At 69.9% G+C, this 17608-nt stretch carries 15 protein-coding genes; 3 read left to right on the forward strand and 12 right to left on the reverse strand.

Translation table 11 applies throughout. The features are described from left to right. Positions 1 to 3: 3 nt before the first annotated feature. From ACLKM7_RS04785 to ACLKM7_RS04820, 8 genes are read right to left on the reverse strand one after another with little or no spacing between them, the layout of a single operon-like run. Entirely contained in the window at positions 4 to 1200 is a 1197-nt protein-coding gene (locus ACLKM7_RS04785; protein ID WP_436446019.1) for an MFS transporter, read from the reverse strand. Beyond that, positions 1197 to 2459 carry a 2-hydroxyacyl-CoA dehydratase gene (locus ACLKM7_RS04790; protein WP_436446020.1) on the reverse strand — a complete coding sequence of 421 codons (1263 nt, stop codon included), beginning with the start codon at positions 2457 to 2459 and terminating at the stop codon, positions 1197 to 1199. The genes ACLKM7_RS04785 and ACLKM7_RS04790 overlap by 4 nt, the downstream gene beginning before the upstream one ends. Beyond that, the gene (locus ACLKM7_RS04795) at positions 2456 to 3502 is read right to left on the reverse strand and encodes a 2-hydroxyacyl-CoA dehydratase (protein WP_436446021.1); all 1047 of its coding nucleotides are present in this window, start codon (positions 3500 to 3502) and stop codon (positions 2456 to 2458) included. Before ACLKM7_RS04795 ends, ACLKM7_RS04790 begins: the two co-directional genes overlap by 4 nt. Then, complete coding sequence (locus ACLKM7_RS04800; protein ID WP_436446022.1) at positions 3499 to 4743, reverse strand: CaiB/BaiF CoA transferase family protein; 1245 nt, start codon at positions 4741 to 4743, stop codon at positions 3499 to 3501. Before ACLKM7_RS04800 ends, ACLKM7_RS04795 begins: the two co-directional genes overlap by 4 nt. Further along, positions 4740 to 5882 (reverse strand): CapA family protein, encoded by a 1143-nt coding sequence (locus ACLKM7_RS04805; RefSeq protein WP_436446023.1) that lies wholly within the window; start codon positions 5880 to 5882, stop codon positions 4740 to 4742. The genes ACLKM7_RS04800 and ACLKM7_RS04805 overlap by 4 nt, the downstream gene beginning before the upstream one ends. Then, the gene (locus ACLKM7_RS04810; protein ID WP_436446024.1) at positions 5879 to 6688 is read right to left on the reverse strand and encodes an amino acid ABC transporter ATP-binding protein; all 810 of its coding nucleotides are present in this window, start codon (positions 6686 to 6688) and stop codon (positions 5879 to 5881) included. The genes ACLKM7_RS04805 and ACLKM7_RS04810 overlap by 4 nt, the downstream gene beginning before the upstream one ends. After that, positions 6685 to 7608 carry an amino acid ABC transporter permease gene (locus tag ACLKM7_RS04815; protein ID WP_436446025.1) on the reverse strand — a complete coding sequence of 308 codons (924 nt, stop codon included), beginning with the start codon at positions 7606 to 7608 and terminating at the stop codon, positions 6685 to 6687. The genes ACLKM7_RS04810 and ACLKM7_RS04815 overlap by 4 nt, the downstream gene beginning before the upstream one ends. Before the next feature lie 2 nt (positions 7609 to 7610). Beyond that, on the reverse strand, positions 7611 to 8513 hold the full coding sequence (locus ACLKM7_RS04820; protein WP_436446026.1) for a transporter substrate-binding domain-containing protein: 903 nt from the start codon (positions 8511 to 8513) through the stop codon (positions 7611 to 7613). Positions 8514 to 8767: 254 nt separating this feature from the next. Between ACLKM7_RS04820 and ACLKM7_RS04825 the strand changes: the two genes are divergently transcribed. Continuing rightward, a complete protein-coding gene (locus tag ACLKM7_RS04825; protein ID WP_436446027.1) occupies positions 8768 to 10192 on the forward strand; it encodes a DUF222 domain-containing protein in 1425 nt (474 codons plus the stop codon). Between the two features lie 256 nt (positions 10193 to 10448). Next, complete coding sequence (locus ACLKM7_RS04830) at positions 10449 to 11645, forward strand: Cmx/CmrA family chloramphenicol efflux MFS transporter (protein WP_436446028.1); 1197 nt, start codon at positions 10449 to 10451, stop codon at positions 11643 to 11645. A 94-nt stretch (positions 11646 to 11739) separates the two neighbouring features. Here the strand turns inward: ACLKM7_RS04830 and ACLKM7_RS04835 are convergent, their stop codons facing one another. From ACLKM7_RS04835 to ACLKM7_RS04850, 4 genes are all read right to left on the reverse strand, one after another. Beyond that, positions 11740 to 11967 carry an RNA-binding S4 domain-containing protein gene (locus tag ACLKM7_RS04835; protein ID WP_436446029.1) on the reverse strand — a complete coding sequence of 76 codons (228 nt, stop codon included), beginning with the start codon at positions 11965 to 11967 and terminating at the stop codon, positions 11740 to 11742. Between the two features lie 148 nt (positions 11968 to 12115). Continuing rightward, entirely contained in the window at positions 12116 to 14212 is a 2097-nt protein-coding gene (locus tag ACLKM7_RS04840; RefSeq protein WP_436446030.1) for a DUF6351 family protein, read from the reverse strand. 91 nt (positions 14213 to 14303) lie between these two features. Then, a complete protein-coding gene (locus tag ACLKM7_RS04845; protein ID WP_436446031.1) occupies positions 14304 to 15179 on the reverse strand; it encodes a PaaX family transcriptional regulator in 876 nt (291 codons plus the stop codon). 38 nt (positions 15180 to 15217) lie between these two features. Further along, entirely contained in the window at positions 15218 to 16714 is a 1497-nt protein-coding gene (locus tag ACLKM7_RS04850) for an aldehyde dehydrogenase family protein (RefSeq protein ID WP_436446032.1), read from the reverse strand. Between the two features lie 164 nt (positions 16715 to 16878). On the opposite strand from ACLKM7_RS04850, the gene ACLKM7_RS04855 reads away from it, so the two are divergent. After that, positions 16879 to 17538, forward strand: a complete 660-nt coding sequence (locus ACLKM7_RS04855) for a GntR family transcriptional regulator (protein WP_168913068.1) — start codon at positions 16879 to 16881, stop codon at positions 17536 to 17538. The last annotated feature ends 70 nt before the right edge of the window (positions 17539 to 17608 follow it).

The raw sequence follows: 17608 nt of genomic DNA on the forward strand, positions 1-17608 counted from the left end.
CCGTCATCGTCTGCGCAGCCGGACGGCGACGAACGTCGCGCACGCGAGGGCGGCGAGGCCGCCGATCCCGAGTGCCATCTTGCCGCCCTGGGCGTCGATGACCCAGCCCATGAGCAGCGCGCCGAACGGGACCATGCCGTAGTTGCCGAGGGTCACCAGCGACATCGTCCGGCCGATCTGGTCGGGCGTGACGCTGACCTGCGCGGCCGCGTTGAGGATGCCCTGGTAGTACCCGACGCCGAGCCCGAGCAGCGGACCGACTGCGAGCAGGATGGCGAGCGTGGGTGCCGCGGCGCTCAGCAGGAGCGCCGCACCCAGTCCCCCGCACGCGACGATGAGCGATCGGACCGTGACGCGATCACGTCCCGCGGCGAGGACGCCGCCCACGATTGCGCCGAGGGCGTTCAGCGTGTGCGTCGCCCCGACCGCCGTCGCGTCGCCGGCGAACGTGAGGGTGACAGTCGACGTCAGCACGAGCATGAGGTTGAGGGCCAGCAGCGCCACCGCCGCGTTGACGACGAGGAGCGTCACCAGCTCGCGAGAGAAGAACGAGGGACGGATGCCGCCGCCCGCCCGATCCGCACGCCGAGGACGCGGGAACAGGCGCGACGGGCGGATCGCCACGATCGACGCGAACACCAGCACGAACGACGCCGAGTTGATCAGCATGCACGCGGTGGGACCCAGGGCCTGGAACGCGATGCCGGCCAGTCCCGGGCCGATGGAGCGCGCGGAGGCGAGCGCGATGGTGCTGAGCGAGACGGCGCGGCCGAGGCTCTCCGGTCCGACGATCTCGAAGATGATCGCCTGCGCCGCGACCCTCTCGAACGCGTGCACCGTGCCGAGCGCGGCGACCAAGCCGTAGATCGCCAGGACCGACGGCTCGGGGGCGAGGGTGACGACGGCCAGTCCCGCCACGACGAGTGCCGACGCCAGCGACGTGACCAGCAGGATCGTGCGGGGCCGCACCCGGTCGGCGAGCCGGCCCGCCGGAATGCTCAGCACCAGGAGCGGCAGGAACTGCGCGATCGTCACTCCGCTGAGCGCCTGCGCACTCCCGGTGGCCTCGAGCACGACCAACGACAGAGCGAGGTTCTGGAACCAGGTGCCGGTGTTCGAGATCACCTGGCCGCTGAAGTACAGCGAGAAGCGCCCGTTGCCGAACGGCTCGAAGACGCGCAGGCGCGGCGCGCGGCTCATCGCGCGGCCGGCACGCGCTCCCGCACGAAGCCCGCGATCCGCTCCCGCACGTCGCCCGTCGCACGCGGGTCGGCGTTGCTCGCGCGGATCTCTAGAACGGGGATGCCGCGCTCCTCGAGCGCCGCCGTGATCACGCCCGGGGCAGGGGTGTCGTCGGCGACGAGATGCACCACGCCGTCGACACCGTGGGCAAGTGCCTCTTTGACGTACCACGACGACGACATCGGCGGCACGTAGAGCAGGTCGGTGAGCCCCACGAACCGCGCGGCGAGCGTCCTCACGGGGTCGGCGCCGTAGCGGACGTAGCCGTCCGCGGCGATCGCGAGGTACATCGACCACACGAAGACCGCGCCGAACTCGTCCTGGAACGAGCGGTACATCTCCAGGTCCGACCACAGGCCGCGGCCGATCCACATCAGGCGCCGCCGCTCGCCCGGGCACACGGCGTGGCCGTCGTCGATGCGACGGGCGACTTCATCGTGGAGGCGTTGCGCGGCCGCGACCGCCCATGGCGTGCCTCGATGCCACTGCGGCACCATGACCGCCGGGATGATGTCCGTCACCTCGACGGGCAGGGGCCGGGCGGATGCGAGCAGGTCGCGCGTGCGCCGGTTCCACTCGGCCTGTTCGTTGGCCAGCGCCATGATTTCGGCCAGCTCGTCGAGGTCGAGGGTGCGACGAACGCGCTCCTCGAGCGTCGCGGCCAGCATCCTGATCTCGCCCTCCAGCAGATCGATGCGGGCCGCTCCGAAGACGTCCTCCCAGTCATGAGCCACGCGATCCCACCAGCCCGCGGGCGCGGGCACGGCTGCAGTGCGCGACAGCAGGAACGTCTCGGTCCCCGGGCGGCGACCCCACCGCTCGAAGATCTTGTGCGTGACGTCGCCGCTGCGCTCCGCGATCGCGAAGCGCGGTTCGGGCAGCCCGCCCCACGGCGCGAGCTCTGCGGAGAGCTCCTGGGCGCCCAGCGGCAGCACATCGTACTGGCGGCTGTCGTCAGGCAGACCTTGGGCCGCGACCGCCGCGAGGCTGGCTGCCCCCGCGCGCTTGGCGGAGATGATCGACGACCACCACTGGTTCACGACGTACGGGATGCCCAAAGCCCGCAGCAGCTCATGCGGGGCATCCGCGTTCGCCAGTGCGATCGGATCGCCTTCGCGAGCCCGGTCGGCGAGGCTCAGGAACCACTCCTTCTGAAACGCCGTCGCCGCGGCGGCGCTCTCGAGGCGCGGCCGACCAGAGGGGCGACGGTCGCTCATGCCGGCACCGCCCTCGCGACGACGTCGCGCACCAGGTCGCGGGCCGCTTCGATCTCGCCGCCGGGCGCCACGCGCACGCTGACGAACGGGAGGCCTGCGAGCGCGTCGCGCTGATCGGCGAGGTCCCACAGCGGCGCCTCGTCGAGCTCGCGGACGATCGCGGCCACCGCGTCTGCTCCGGCCTCGCGCGAGAGGTCGCGGGTCAACGCGGCGCGCCCCTCGCTGGAGGAGGTGGCCGAGGTCGTGACGCGCGCGAAGTGCGCGTCGATCAGCCCCTCGATCACGTGATCCGCGGTCTCGCCGCGCACAGCCTCGCCCAGCCATGCGGCGTCGCCGGTGTCGTGGTCCTCGCTGACGACCACGCAGCGGCCGTCGCTCTCGAGCTCGCGATAGAACGTGACGTCGGGGTGGGACGAGCCGGTCACGTGCACCCTGATCGCACCCGACGGCACCGGTGCGGCCTGCGCTCCGGCGGTGTCCAGGCGCGTCACGGCGTCCGCGGGCGCCAGTCGTGCAGCATCCCGGATCGCGTCGAGCGCAGCGGCGCCCGCGCACAGCGGTGGGTGGGCTCGTCGACGGGAACGCAGCCGGCGCAGCGCGTCGCCCAGGGCCGCCTCCGCGTCGGCCGCGGTGGTGAGGGATGCCGCATCCAGGGTGCACCCCGTCACGGCGGCGCCGAACGCGGCGAGCGCCTCGAGCTGGGACCGCGCGAACCGGCGCGCAGGCCCGGAGGCTTCTCTCGGCATGTCGAGCAGGTGCACCGGCACGTTCGACCCGGTGGCGCGCAGCACATAGAAGAGGCGCAGGTTCGCCTGGGAGTCGTTGCACACGATCAGCGCGTCGAGCGGCTCGGCGCCACCGCGCAACTCGGTGAGCAGGCGCGCCACGGCAGCATCCGTCGCGCCGAGAAGCTGCTGCGCTTCGGGGTCGATCGCCCCCGTCCATGACCCGGTCAGGCGATGCGGGCGGGCGCCGAGCGCGAGGAGCAGCTGCCGTGGCACATCATCGCCCACGACGCCGATCACCGGTGCGCTCGTGATCACAGCACCCCGTCCTGGCGCAGCTGCGCCACGCGCTCGGCGTCGTAGCCGAGCAGGTCGCCGAGCACGCCGTCGGTGTGCTCGCCGAGACCGGGCGCGGGCTTGGACAGGTCGGCGCGGCTGCGCGAGAAGACGACGGGAAGCCCGGTGCCGTACAGCCCCTCGAAGTGACCGAACTGCGGGTGCACGAGCGGAACGACCTCGCCTCTGCCGGTCACGATGTCGTCGCGCACGGCGGTCGCCGTGTCGCGCACCGGAGCTGCGGGCACGCCGTTGTGCTCGAAGGCGGACAGCACCTCGGCCGACGAGCGGGTGCGCGCCCATTCGCTCACGAGCCCGTGCAGCTCGTCGGCGTTGTCGACGCGCGCATCGCGCGACGAGAACCGCGGGTCGTCGACGAGCTCGGGCCGGCCGATCGCCGCGAGCGTGCCCTCGGCGAACGCGTCCGTCGGTGCGCAGATCGCGAACCAGCCGTCGACGGATTGGAACGTGCCGAAGGGCGCGAGGCGCGGCACGACCGCGCCGGTGCGCAACGGGAAGCCGACCGATTCCAGAGCGTCGAACGGCTCGCACGCGACGAGCGACGTGAGGCTGCCGAGCATCGAGACGTCGACGTGCTGGCCCTCGCCGGTGCGCTCGACGTCCATGACGGCGGCCAGAGTCCCGATCACCGCGAACAGCGGCGCGACCAGGTCGCCGATCGGCAGTCCGAACCGCACCGGTGCGTCGCCGGGTTCGCCGGCGGTCATCATGACGCCGCTGAGCGCCTGGATGATCGTGTCCATCGCCTTGCCCTCGCCCGGCACGCCCTGCGCACCGAAGCCGCTGATCGAGGTGTAGACGATGCGCGGGTTGATCTGCTGCACGGCGGCGAAGTCGATGCCGAGGCGCCGCGTCACGCCGGCGCTGTAGTTCTCCACGACGATGTCGGCCTGGCGCACGAGGTCGAAGAACACCTCGCGGCTGGCGGCGTGCTTGAGGTTGAGCGTGATGCTCTCCTTGCCGCGGCCGCGCGCCATCATCGACACCGACATGTCGTCGGGGCCGGTGCGGCGAAGCTGCAGCCCATCGGCGGTCACGTACGGCGAGTTGTTGCGCGACGAGTCGCCGCCGCGTTCGGGGTTCTCGACCTTGATGACGCGTGCGCCGAGGCTCGCGAGCAGCAGCGTCGCGTAGGGGCCTGCGAGCGCGGTGGTCAGATCGATCACGGTCTTGCCCGCAAGGGGGGCGTCAGGATTGCTCATCGTGTGCTTTCCCCCGCGCGAACGGCGAGTCGATCGCCGTCCCACGCGAGATCAGTGGCGAAACCGGCGTGTGCCGTGATCGTGCGCAGGTAGTGGGCGACCTGCTCGCCGCACTCGGAGCGCCCGACGGGCACCGGGCGCGCCTCGTCGTCGATCCAGCACGGCAGGAGCGCCGCGCGCACCTCGCCGTCTTCGACCACCAGTTCGGCGATCGCGGTGTTCCGGCTCTCGGGGTGGAACGGATACTCGGGCATCGCGGCATCCGGTTCGAAACCGAACAGACGCCGGCGCTGCCGCGCCCACGCCACACGCTCGGGCGACCCGTCCGGCGAGGCCGAGAGGGCGCGCGTCACGGTGGCGAAGTTGCCGAGGCCGTGGAAGATCGCACGACCCCGATAGACCTCCACGCCCTTCGCGATATGCGCGTGGTGCGCGATCACGGCGTGGGCTCCGGCATCCACCACCGCATGCGAGACCTCGATCTCGTAGTCCGCGATGTCGGCGGGGACATGGACGAGTCCCTTGTGCAGTGCAACGACGACGACCTCCGCGTGCGCGGCGGCGACGTCGACGGCTTGGCGCAGTCGGGCCAGGCTCGTGGGCTCCGCATAGGTGCGCACGCGCGGCGGTCCGCCCGGGTTCGCGCCTCGCACCTCGTAATGCGTGATCACCTCGACGTACGCGGCGCCCGGTTTGAGACTCGACGCCCACGTCTCACGCGGGCCGACGCAGTTGACGCTCAGCACCGCGACACGAGTGCCGTCCACGTCGGCGATCACCGGCGTGAACGCCTCGTCGAGGTTCTCGCCGACGCCGACCGTGCGCAGGCCCCGCTCGGCGCTGTGACGCACCGTGTCGCGGATGCCCTCAGGGCCGAAGTCGTACACGTGGTTGCCGGCGAGAGTCAGGATGCCGAACCCGGCGTCGGCGAGCGCATCCAGGGCCGCGGGCGGCCCGGGCAGGGCCGGGACATCCGTCGTCTGCACCACCGGCCCGTCGAGCTCGACGTCCAGATGCGGGATCTCGAGCTGCCCGATGAGCAGATCGCTCTCACGCAGCAACTCGCGGGCCGGCGCCAGGAGCGAGCGCGCGTCATCGCGCTCGAGCACCAGGTCGCCGACGGCGCGGATCGTCGTCACGCGCCCACCTCGCGCGCGGGCGTCGCCGCGGTGCGCGTCAGGAACGTCCGCAGTCGCGTCGACCGCGGGGCGTCGAAGAACTCCGTCGACGGGCGGTCCTCGATCACCTGCCCGTCAGCCATGAACACGCACCGGTCGGCGACGTGGCGCGCGAAGTCGAGCTCGTGCGTGACGACGATCATCGTCATGCCCGATTCGGCCAGGTCCTTCATCACCTGCAGCACCTCGTCGACGAGCTCCGGGTCGAGCGAGCTCGTCGGCTCATCGAAGAGCAGGATGCGGGGGTTCGTGGCCACCGCGCGCGCGATCGCCACACGCTGCTGCTGGCCGCCCGACAGCTGGCGTGGATGGGCGTCGGCCTTGTCGGCGAGCCCGACCCGGTTCAGCAGCTCGAGCGCGCGGGCCTTCGCCTCGGCGGCGGGCACGCCGTGCACCTTGATCGGCGCCTCGGTGATGTTGCGCAGCACCGTCCAATGCGGAAACAGGTTGAACTGCTGGAACACCATGCCCATGCGACGCTGCTGCCGCTTCACATCGGCGTCGGTGAGAGGACGGATGCCGTCACGATGGCGTTCGTAGCCGAGCAGCTCGCCGTCGAGATACATCGCGCCACCCTCGATCGACTCGAGCTGGTCGATGCAGCGCACGAGAGTCGACTTGCCCGATCCGGAGGGCCCGAGCACGGCGACGACCTCCTGCGCGTGCACCTCGAAGTCGACGCCGTCGAGGGCGACGTTGTCGCCGTACTCCTTGCGCACCCCGATCACCTGCAGCACCGGGGTCACGGATGTGTTCTGGCCGGTCATGCCACCGCCTCCGTCCGCTCGACGACGCGACGGGCGACGGCGGCTCGCGACATGCCCTTGCTGAAGTGCCGTTCCACCCTGCGCTGCACGAGCGTCAGGGCGGTGACGACCACCAGATACCAGATGACGGCGACGAGCAGCATGGGCACCACTTCATACGTGCGGTTGTAGATGACCTGCACCGAGTGCAGCAGGTCGCCCATCGCGATGACGCTCACGAGCGACGTTCCCTTCAGGAGCGCGATCACCTGCGAGCCCGTCGGCGGGATGATGACCCGCATCGCCTGCGGCAGCACGACGCTGGTGAACGAATGCCAACGGCTGAAGCCCATGGCGGCCGCGGCATCCCGCTGTCCGGAGTCGACCGACAGGATGCCGGCGCGGATGATCTCGGCCATGTACGCCGCCTCGTGGAGAGAGAGTCCGATGATCGCGGCGGTGAGCGGCGTGATGAGATCGTTGGTCGGCCAGCTGAACAGCTCGGGCCCGAACGGCACCCCGACCGCCAGGCGCGGCAGCAGGTACGCGAGGTTGTACCAGAAGATCAGCTGCACGAGCGGCGGAACCCCACGGAACACCCCGACGAACACGATGCAGGCCCACCGCAGCGGCGCGAACTCGGCGAGCTGCCCGGCAGCGAGCCCGGTCCCCAGGAGCGACCCGAGAACCATGCCCACGATTGTGAGCATGATCGACATGCCGAGCCCCATCAGCACGCTCGGATTGAAGAGGTACTCCCCGACGACGGGCCAGTCGAACCGCTCGTTGGTCACGAGGAAGACGGCGATCTGGACCGTGACGAGTGCCAGCAGGATGCCGACCACCACCCGCCACGGATGGATCCGGCGTCGTGCCCTCGCAGCGTCGATCGATCTGTCGGCCGATGGGTTGCGCACCGGCTGGGTGGTGAGGTCTGTCATCGTCACTCGCTGGTCATCGGGTTGAGCGTGGGTGCGTCGACGGCGGCGTCTTCGATGCCCCACTCGGTCATGATCCGCTCGTACTCGCCGTTCTCGAAGATCGCCTCGAAGGCGGCGAGCATGGGCTCAGCCAGGCCGTTGCCCTTGGGCATGAACATCGCGAGCTGGTCGACGCCCGCACCCTGCTCGTCGGACTGGATGATGAACTCGTACGTGTCGGGATCGGATGCCTGCAGGTCGATCGCGGCGGACTGCGTGGTGCCGGCGTAGTCGGCCCGGTCGGAGTTGACCGCGAGGAAGGTCGCGTTGCTGTCTTCCAGGCCGATGAACTCAGCGGGATCCAGCCCCTCGGCGGCGCACCACTCGTTGTACCGTGCGAGCTGGCTCTCGGTCACCGAGCCGGTGACTCCCGCGACCCGCGCGCCGCACAGAGCCTCCGGGTCGCTCAGCTCGTCGGCGCGTTCGGCGAGGTAGACGTAAGAGGTGCGCGTGGTCATCCACACCACGGCATCGAAGTCCGCCTCCCGCTCAGGAGTGGTGCGCACCGGGCCGTTGAAGGCGTCGAAGCGACCCGACAGCATGCCGGTGAGCATGGCGTCCAGACCCGACGACGTGATGATCTCGAACGGCACTCCCAGCTGCTCGGAGAGCGCGGCCTGCAGGTCGGGGTCGATGCCGGTGATCTCGCCGCCCTCTTCGATCGTGCGGTACGGCGGGTGGGTGTCGCCGGCGATCTTGATGACACCGGCTTCCTTGATCGCGTCGGGCAGCTGGTCGTACAGCGGCGCCTCGGTCGCGGCATCCGTCTCTGCCGGCTCGCTGTCGGGAGTCGAGGACGAAGAGCAGCCCGCGATGAGGCCGATCACGAGAAGGGGGGCGAGGGCGGCAATGCTCTTGGTGCGCATGAGGACTCCACATCGTTGTGCAGATCGGGTTGTGGCCGGGTGACCACAAGAACATCATAAAAGTTGATGGTTGAGTTTATCAACTATCAATCTTCCCACGACTGTCTGTGCTCCGACCTTGTGGGCTTCTACACCGACCTCGACGGTTCCTCCACAGGGGCGGTTCGGGTGGTGGTTTCCGGGATTGTCCACAGGGTGGATTGGCCGGTTGATCTGGGAGTTTGGATGTCGGTGGTCCTGGCCAGAATGGGGGTATGACCAACCTCGCCGACGCTCTGAACGAGCTCGGCGACGCGGTTGCGAAGGTGACCGCCGCGGCCGTCGCGGAGGGCGGGTTGCGCGGCGCTGGCGACTCCGAGGTCTTGGGGATGCTGGCGGTGGCGGGCCGCATCCGGCGGTCCGCGGAAGCGGTGATGGTCGAGGCGGTCGCGGTGATCACCGACCGTGACGGGTCGACCGGGCACGCCGACCGGATGACCACCCGGTTCGGATGCCGCAACACCAGCGAACTCGTGCAACGCGCCACGCGGGTCTCCGCGCGGACCGCGGCTGAGGTCCTCGCCGTCGCGGCCGCGGTGCAGCAGCAGGTCGCGTTGTCCACCGGGGAGGTGCTGCCCGCGGAGTGGCCCGGGATGCGGGCAGCTCTGGCAGCCGGGCACGTCGGGGTGGACGGAGTGGTCGCGGTGACCGGCGCGTTCCGCGGCTGCCAGACCGGACGAGCCGGGATCCTCGCCGCCGACACCGAACTGGCCGCCGCCGCCGGTGGCAAGGGGGCGGATGCGGCACCCCCCGCCACCGCGGACGCGCTACGGGCACTCGCCCACGTGTGGGCGGCGTACCTGGACCAAGACGGCACCGAACCCGAAGACACCATGGCGCTCCGCAAACGCGGCATCACCGTCGGCCGTCGCGGTGACGACGGCCTGGTCCCACTCCGCGGCCGGCTGCTCCCAGAAGTGGCCGCGCAGTTGCGGCTCGGGTTCGACAGCATCCTCAACCCACGGGTCGACGGCGCCCCCGCCCCGGGACCGTGCTTCGTCGAGGATGAGGATCGGGACGGACCGGTCGCCTCCGCCGCGGACCCGCGGTCGCACACTCAGAAGCTGCACGACGCGTTCGCGGTGCTGCTCACCGCCGCCGCCGCATCCGGAACCCTCCCCGCCCTCGGCGGCGCCGCCCCGACTCTGGTCGTCACCGTCCGGGAAGAAGACCTGACCGCCGGACGCGGGAAGGCACACCTGGCCGGCGAGGACCTGCCCATCCCGCTCGCCGCCGCCCGGCACACCGCCTGCGTCGGCGCCATCCAACGCGTCGTCCTGGGGGAGGATGGCCGGATCGTGTCGATCAGCACCCTGGACCGACTCTTCAACCACCACCAGCGCAAAGCCATCACCGTCCGCGACGGCGGCTGCGTCATCCCCGGCTGCCACTGCCCCCCGCAATGGTGCGAAATCCACCACGTCACCGAGCACTCCCGAGGCGGCCCGACGCACACCGACAACGGCGTCCTACTCTGCTGGTTCCACCACCGCACCATCGACACCGGCAATTGGCAGATCCGCATGCAAGACGGCATCCCGCATGTCCGCGGACCCTCCTGGTGGGACCGCACCCGGCAGTGGCGACCCACCACCAAATCCCCCACCCGCCGCGGCAACCTCATCGCACGACGAACGTGAACCCGGCGGACCGAGTCACTGCGACGCGCTAGGCGTTGCCCCTCAGGACGGTGCTGACGGCGTGCAGCGCCGTGGTGAGGTCAGGTAGTCTCGAGCGCATGTCGAGTCCTGAGGCATCCAAGAAAGGGGCTATCGGTCATTCCGTTAGCCCCTGGAACCGCTGAGTTCCTAGCTCCGTAGAGCACATCGCCTGGTGCGATGGGGCTGATCGTGGTGACCATCCGTCCCCGTTCACCTCTCTTCTCCGGAGCTTTCGATGCCTTTCGTTCTCTATCTGCTCGCGCTCGTGGTCTTCGCCATGGGCACATCCGAGTTCATGCTGTCCGGGCTGGTGCAAGACATCGCCGCCGGCTTCGATGTCCCGGTCGCAACCGCCGGCGTCCTCACCTCTGCGTTCGCAGTGGGTATGGTCGTCGGGGCTCCCCTCATGGCCGCCATCACCCGCCGGCTGCCCGTGCGCGGCAGCCTGCTCGCCTTCATCCTGCTGTTCGCCGCAGCACACGTCGTGGCAGCGACGACGTCGGACTTCACCGTCCTCGTCGTCACTCGCATGGTGGCCGCGTTCGTCAACGCCGGTTTCCTCGCCGTGGCTCTGACGGCCTCGGCGCGGCTGGTCGGGCCGACGAACAAGGGCCGCGCGGTCGCCGTCCTGCTTGCCGGCACGACGGTCGCCACCGTGGCGGGCGTGCCCGCTGGCGCAGCACTCGGCGCAGCATGGGGGTGGCAGTCGACCTTCTGGGCGATCGCAGTCCTCTGCGTGCCGGCCGCCGTCGGCGTGACGATCGGCTTCAACCCGCGAGTGGCCAGGCTGACCGACGAGGAGCGCCCACCCGAGCTCACATCGGAAATCGCGCAGCTGGCGGCGCCTCGCCTCATCATGGCGATGATCCTTGCGGCGCTTGTCAACGCGGGCACCTTTGCCGCCCTGACGTTCCTTGCTCCGGTGGCAACCGACGTCGCCGGACTCGAGCGCTGGTGGGTGCCCATGGTGCTGGTGCTCTTCGGCATCGGCTCATTCGCGGGCGTGACGATTGCCGGCCGGCTCTCTGATCGCCGGCCGCGGCCGGTGCTCATCATCGGCGGCGGCGGCCTGATAGTCGGGTGGGTGGGACTTGCCGTGTCTTCATCGAATCCGACGGCTTTCCTCTGTGTCGTATTCGTGCAGGGCGTCCTCAGCTTCGGAGTCGGCAGCACTCTGATCACCCGCGTGCTCTATGCGGCCAACGCTGCACCGACGATGGGCGGCTCCTACGCGACCGCCGCGCTCAACGTGGGTGCCGTGGCTGGACCGCTCTTGGGCGCCATGGCTCTGGCCACACCGCTGGGCCTGACCGGGCCCATCTGGGTGGCGGCGATCGCCTCAGGGCTGGCACTCCTCATCGCGATGCCGACAATGGGGCTGATCGCCCCTCGAGGCATCCGAAGCGACGGACTCGCCGAATCGCGCCCGTGACGGTTCGCTGGGCGCGCCCCACTGATCACCTCAGCGACGTTCGTCGGACTCACGCCCGCGAATCCCGCGAGAACCGAGCGCAGGGCTCGGCGACCTACGGGCGGACCCGGAACCTGCGTCCCTCGAAGCCGACGATGTCACCGAGTTGCAACTGGCGCCCGCGGCGGCGATCCACCTCGCCGTTCACGCTCACATAGCCGTCGATGATCGCCTCTTTCACGTTCCCCCCGGAGTCGAGGACACCGGCGAACTTCAGAAACTGTCCGAGGCGGATGGTCTCGCCGCCGATCGAGACGTCGACGATCGGCTCCGTGTCGGTCATCCCCGAATGCTAGCCGACCAGGATTCTGCCCCGAAGCAAGGTACCCCAGACCGATTCCCTCCCCGCGCACCGAGGGCGACGGCACCACAGCGCGAAGGACAGGTCCCCGCCGTGCGAGGACCTGCCCTTCCGCTGCGCGGTGCCGAGGTCAGCCGAAGCTCAACCAGGTTCCCTCGAGTTCGGCGTAGCCCTGCGGGCGCTGCGACCAGTCGCACACGCCGTCGGGGAACACCGCCGACAGGCGCTGCCACTGTTCGTCACTCATCGCCGGGTAGTCGGCACGCTCAGCGTCGGTGAGCGCGCACTTGAGCCCGTCGGCCAGCAGCGGCATGCCGGCCTCGGCCCGCGGCTGCGAGTGGAAGGGATAGAGCTGGTTGCACGCCGTCGTCGGGTCGTCGTAGTCCAGCACCTCCTCGATGAAGCCCATCTGGGCGTCGAAGCATCCGTCCACCAATCCGGCCGGCCGCGCCGCGATCGTGCGCTCCCGGTCACCGGGTCCACCCGCCGCCTCGATCGCGTCCAGCCACGCCTCGAGCTGGTCGAGTGCGGCAGCACGCATCGCCGCAGTGTTGGCGGGGATGTTCGCCCCGGTCCAGCTCACGTGCGTGCCGGCATCACCGTGAGCGGCCAGCATCCGCTCCCGGATGATCGCCGAGCGGTAGCGCTCGTGGAAGTCGCCGGTCGGATCCGTGTAGTTGCGGATCTCGATCACAGGCGTCCACTCCAGACCGCCCGTCATCATGTTGATGCGGCCGGTCTCGTAGGCCCGCTCGATCGCTTCGACACTGGCCTCGGACCGCTCCGCGGTGCGGGCGCCGTCGACGTCCATGCCGCCGATGCGCTCGTTGAGCGACACGAACTGCTCGACCGTGATCGCACCCTTCTGCAGCGCATTCCAGCCGTACTGCACGCCGACGTTGTCGGGCTCGACGCGCAGGCCACGGCCGGAGGCATCCGTTCCGTACACGTTCTTCACCATGTCGGCGATGGTGCACCGCAGCCCGTCGGGGTTCGACGGCGACCAGCGGTCGGCGACCGGGATCGCCGCGTTGCAGCCCCGGTTGGGGTCGTCGACTCCGTCGAAGAACGTGAACCCGAAGCAGGTTCCCGAGAGCGCATGACCGGTGACGGCGACCTTCTGCGCCTCGGTCCATCCGGCACCGGCGGGCGAGTTCCAGTAGTTCTGCAGGCCGCGGCAATCGTGGCCGCCGATCGTGGTGGACCGCTCGTCGGGGTAGCCGATCTCGCCGAGCACACCGTCGAGGATCCCCGGGTAGTTGTTCGACAGCAGCAGCTGCTGCATCGTGCCGGCCGACCCGCCGGAACCGACCGTGTAGGTCACGGGACCGAGCTGCTCGACCACGTGCTCCTTCACCATCATCGCGGTCTCGGCGCTCGTGACGTCGTTGCAGTTCTGCGCATAGACGTTGAAGGTCGCGGATGCCACGGCATACCCGCGGCTGAGGAACAGGTCGTTCTGCACACCGCCGGTGCTGCTGCCCTGCCAGTAGCCCACACCGCACGCGCCGCCGAACGTGTACGCGAGCTTGCCGTTCCAGCCGGGCTCGGCCTGCACCGGCGAAGGCTCGGGTGTTCCCGGCTGGTGCAGCATCGCGGTCTCGTACACGGCCCGGTTGATCGTCCCACGCTCGACGCGCACCACGTACGGCACGCTCAGTCCGTAGACCGTCGCCGTCGCGACGTCCGCCGGCACCGACCCATCCGTCGGATACGCGGCGAACTGACCGGCCGTCGTGCGGTAGCGGTAGCTCACGACAGGCGCGGCCACGTGGCAGTCCTCGTCGACCGCCCCGAGATTCCACGGCGCCCCCGACGCGGTGCAGTACATCGGATGCTGCGGCCCGGAGAACACCGGGCCCGTGATCGGGTGGTTCTCGACCTCGAGCGAGGTCTGCACCTGACCGTTCTTCTTCGTCACGGTGATCTCGCTCACACCGAGCGGAAGATCGTCGACGAGTCCGACCAGGCCGCCGCCGAGCGGCTGGAACGACTCGGTCACATCGACTCCCGCCGCCACGATGCGGAAGTCGCGGCGCGCACCCGTCACCGAGACGAGCGCATCGCCGCCCGAGACCGAATCGGCGCGCCCCGACAGCACGTCGATCTGAACGGGCTGCGCCGCATTGCCCGCGGCCGGCGCGAGCAGCAGCCCCGCCATCAGTGCACCGGATGCGGCGAGCACGCCGACCCCGAATGCGCGCGCCCTGTACCTGGATCGCTTCATCGAATCCTCCGACATCGTCGTCAGTGGAGCGGCCCCATTGCCGCCCTCACGCCACAGAGTAGAACTCTGTGTGACGCGCGTCAATGAAAGATCAACTATCGGAGAGCCGGCGGCTCGTCACGAGTTCGCGCGCTTCGGCATCGATGCTGCCGACCACCCGGCGCACGTGCTCCTCGGCGGGACCACCCAGCCGGTTGTACAGCTGCATCCAGGCGCGCCGCACGCTCACGCGGGGCCACCCCGTCGGCACCAGCTCGGCCGGCATCCCGGTGTCGAGCACGCGGAAGGCCTGCCACCCCAGCATGAGCCGCGTGCGTTCGACGAAGGCCGCGACCGGGGTCGTGGCATCCGTCGCCGCGACAGCCGCCGCGAACTCCTGGTACTGCTCTGCCACGGCCTGCAGGTCCCACGCCGACTGCGGACCGCCCTGGATCGACGTCTCGAGACTGGCGCGCATCGCGGTCACGTCGGCGAGGCCGAGCTCTCGCAGCTGCGCCATCGCCTCGTCGGAGTGGTCGAGCGGCGAGAGCCACACGCCGTCGTAGAGCGGCGCGAACCCGAGCCACTTGAGCCGCGACCGCGCGAGGTGGCGCGTGGACCGCTGCGACTCGGGGATCGAGAACGCCAGCACCGTCCACAGTCCGTCCCACGCCGGCTCCTCGACTCCGAAGGTGTCGAGCCAGGACGCCTCTTCATCGACGATGGATGCCGCGCGCTCGGTGAGGCGATGCGTCGTCCGCCGGCCGTTGCGGTCAGCGACCAGCAGGCCGCTCTTCGACATACGCGCGAGTGTGGCGCGGGCGGCCGCCTCTTTGAGCCCCAGATCACCGAGCACCCGAACGAGCGCACCGGTCGGCATGGGCTCGTCGATGTGCCACCAGTAGTCGCCGAAGATCGTCAGCACGTGCCGCACCGGAGACGCGCGGCGGATCCCGGGCCCGCCGGGCCCCTCGTCGGCGAGAGTCATGGCCTACATCATGGCACCCGCCGAACGACGGCCGGCGGTCAGTGCGCCATCGCGGCGAGCGCCTCCGGATCGATCGTCGCGATCGAGCGAGTGTCCTGGAAGGCGCGGACGCCCTCGATGCCCTGCTCCCGACCGAACCCGGACTGCTTCATGCCGCCGAACGGGGCGCGCAGATCGAGGCGGGTGGCGCCGTGGTCGTTGACCCATACATACCCGCACTCCAGCTGCGAACCGACGCGCTGCGCTGCCTCGGGCGACCCCGTCCACACAGACCCGCACAGGCCGCCCCAGGTGTCGTTCGCGAGCCGCACCGCCTCGTCCTCGGTGTCGAAGGGGATGATCGGGATGACGGGGCCGAACTGCTCCTGTGTCACGACGCGCAGCCCCAGCGGAGGGTCGACCACGAGCGCGGGCCGCACGAAGTTGCCGCCGGCGAGGTCGCCGTCGGGCATCGAACCGAACTCCCGGACGTCGGCTCCGGCATCCTTCGCCTCCTGGATGATCTCGTCGACGAACGCCTTCTGCGCCGGCTGATGCAGGGGGCCCATCGTCGTGCCTTCGTCGAGGCCGTAGCCGAGCACCGCCTTCTCGAGCCGGGCCGTGAGTCCCGCGACTACCTCTTCGAGGCGGGACCGATGCACGAACACGCGCTTGGCGTTCATGCAGATCTGCCCGGTGGTGTCGTAGATCGCCGCGAACAGTCGGTCGAGGTGCGTCTCGTCGAGGATCGCGTCCTCGAGGAAGACCGCGGCGTCGTTGCCGCCGAGCTCGAGCGTCACCCGCGTGAGGGTCCTTGACGCCATCTCCATGATGCGCTTGCCACCATTGACCGACCCCGTGAAGCAGACCTTCGCCACGTCGGGGTTCTGGATCAGCCCCGCCATGTTCTCGTCCTTGCCGGTGACCACGTTGAGCACGCCGGGCGGCAGCTTCTCGGCCACCCGCTGCACCACGCGTGCCGTCGCCAGCGGCGCCGAGGGCGGCGGCTTGACGATCGCGGTGTTGCCGGCGAGCAGAGCGTGCGGCAGCGAGGCGCCGAGGATCGCGATCGGCCAGTTGAACGGCACGATCACGGTCACCACTCCGAGCGACTGGTACGAGACCTCGGTCGACACCGGGATCGCGCCGGGAACGACGGGCAGCGTCTTGGACGCGTCCACCTCGTCGACCAGCATGAGGGCGAGGTTCCACCGGATCTCGAACACGAGCGCGTCGACCCAGGCCTCCATCCTCACCTTGCCGTTCTCCTGCGACAGGATCGCGGCATCCTCGTCGCGCTCGTCGGCGATCCCGGCGATCGCCTCGGTCATGAGCTGCGCCCGCTCCTGCGGACTCAGCGCCGTCCAGGCGGGGTAGGCGGCCTTGGCGGCCGCGACCGCGTCGGCCACGTCGTCCGGCGATGCCGCCGCCGCTTCGCCGACGATCGCGCCCTTCTTGCCCGGATCCGCCACTGCCAGCACATCGTCGGTGAACCGCTCTTCACCGCCGATGAACAGTCCCGTCCGAACTCCGGTCTCCGTCGCAGTGCCGCTCATGGCACGACCACCTCTCTGTGCGTCTGTTCGCCCGGTTCCAGGGTGCATCTTCCATGCGCAAGGATCAAGATTGTCGACGATATTCGCGTGAATCTCGTATGAAATACCCTGGCCACCGGATAGTGTCGGAGCACGGACGACGGCGTCGAAAGGGGACAGCAGAGATGACGGATGCCGCGGCGACGGAGGCGGAAGAGGCCACCGGACGCCTCGACCTCACGCAGCAGATCCGGGACGCCATCCTGGACGCGCAGTTCGCTCCTCACCAGCGTCTGATCGAAGCCGATCTGAGCGAGAAGTACGGAGCATCGCGCGCGGCCGTCCGCACGGCGCTGCTCAATCTCGCCGGCGAGGGCCTGGTCGAGAGGCTCCCCAACCGCGGTGCGCGCGTGCGAGCGATCAGCGTCGACGAGGCCATCGAGATCGTCGAAGTGCGCATCGGGCTCGAGACGCTGTGCGCACGCAAGGCGACCGAGAATCTGACCGACCAGGACGCCGCCGAGCTGCGCAATCTGCGCGCGGCGATCGAGGTCGCGGTGACGACCGGCAACCTCGTCGAATACTCGCGGCTCAACCAGGAGCTCGACCGGCGGATCCGCGATCTCAGCCGCCACGCGACGGCGACCCAGCTGCTCGAGCGTCTGCGCGCGCAGTCCGCGCGCCACCAGTTCCGGCTCGCGTTCCATCCCGGCCGGGCCGCGCGCTCGGCACCCGAGCACATCGCGATCATCGACGCGATGCTCTCGCGCGACCCCGACGCCGCCGAGGCCGCGACTCGCGCACACCTGTCGGGCATCGTCGACGTGCTCCACGGCATGGAGTGACGAGGCAGGACGCCGCGCGCGCCGCACACCTGCCCTCTCACGAACGAAGGGGCGACCGGATGCCTCCGGC

This window comes from Microbacterium sp. I2, assembly GCF_051364985.1.
Classification (GTDB): domain Bacteria; phylum Actinomycetota; class Actinomycetes; order Actinomycetales; family Microbacteriaceae; genus Microbacterium.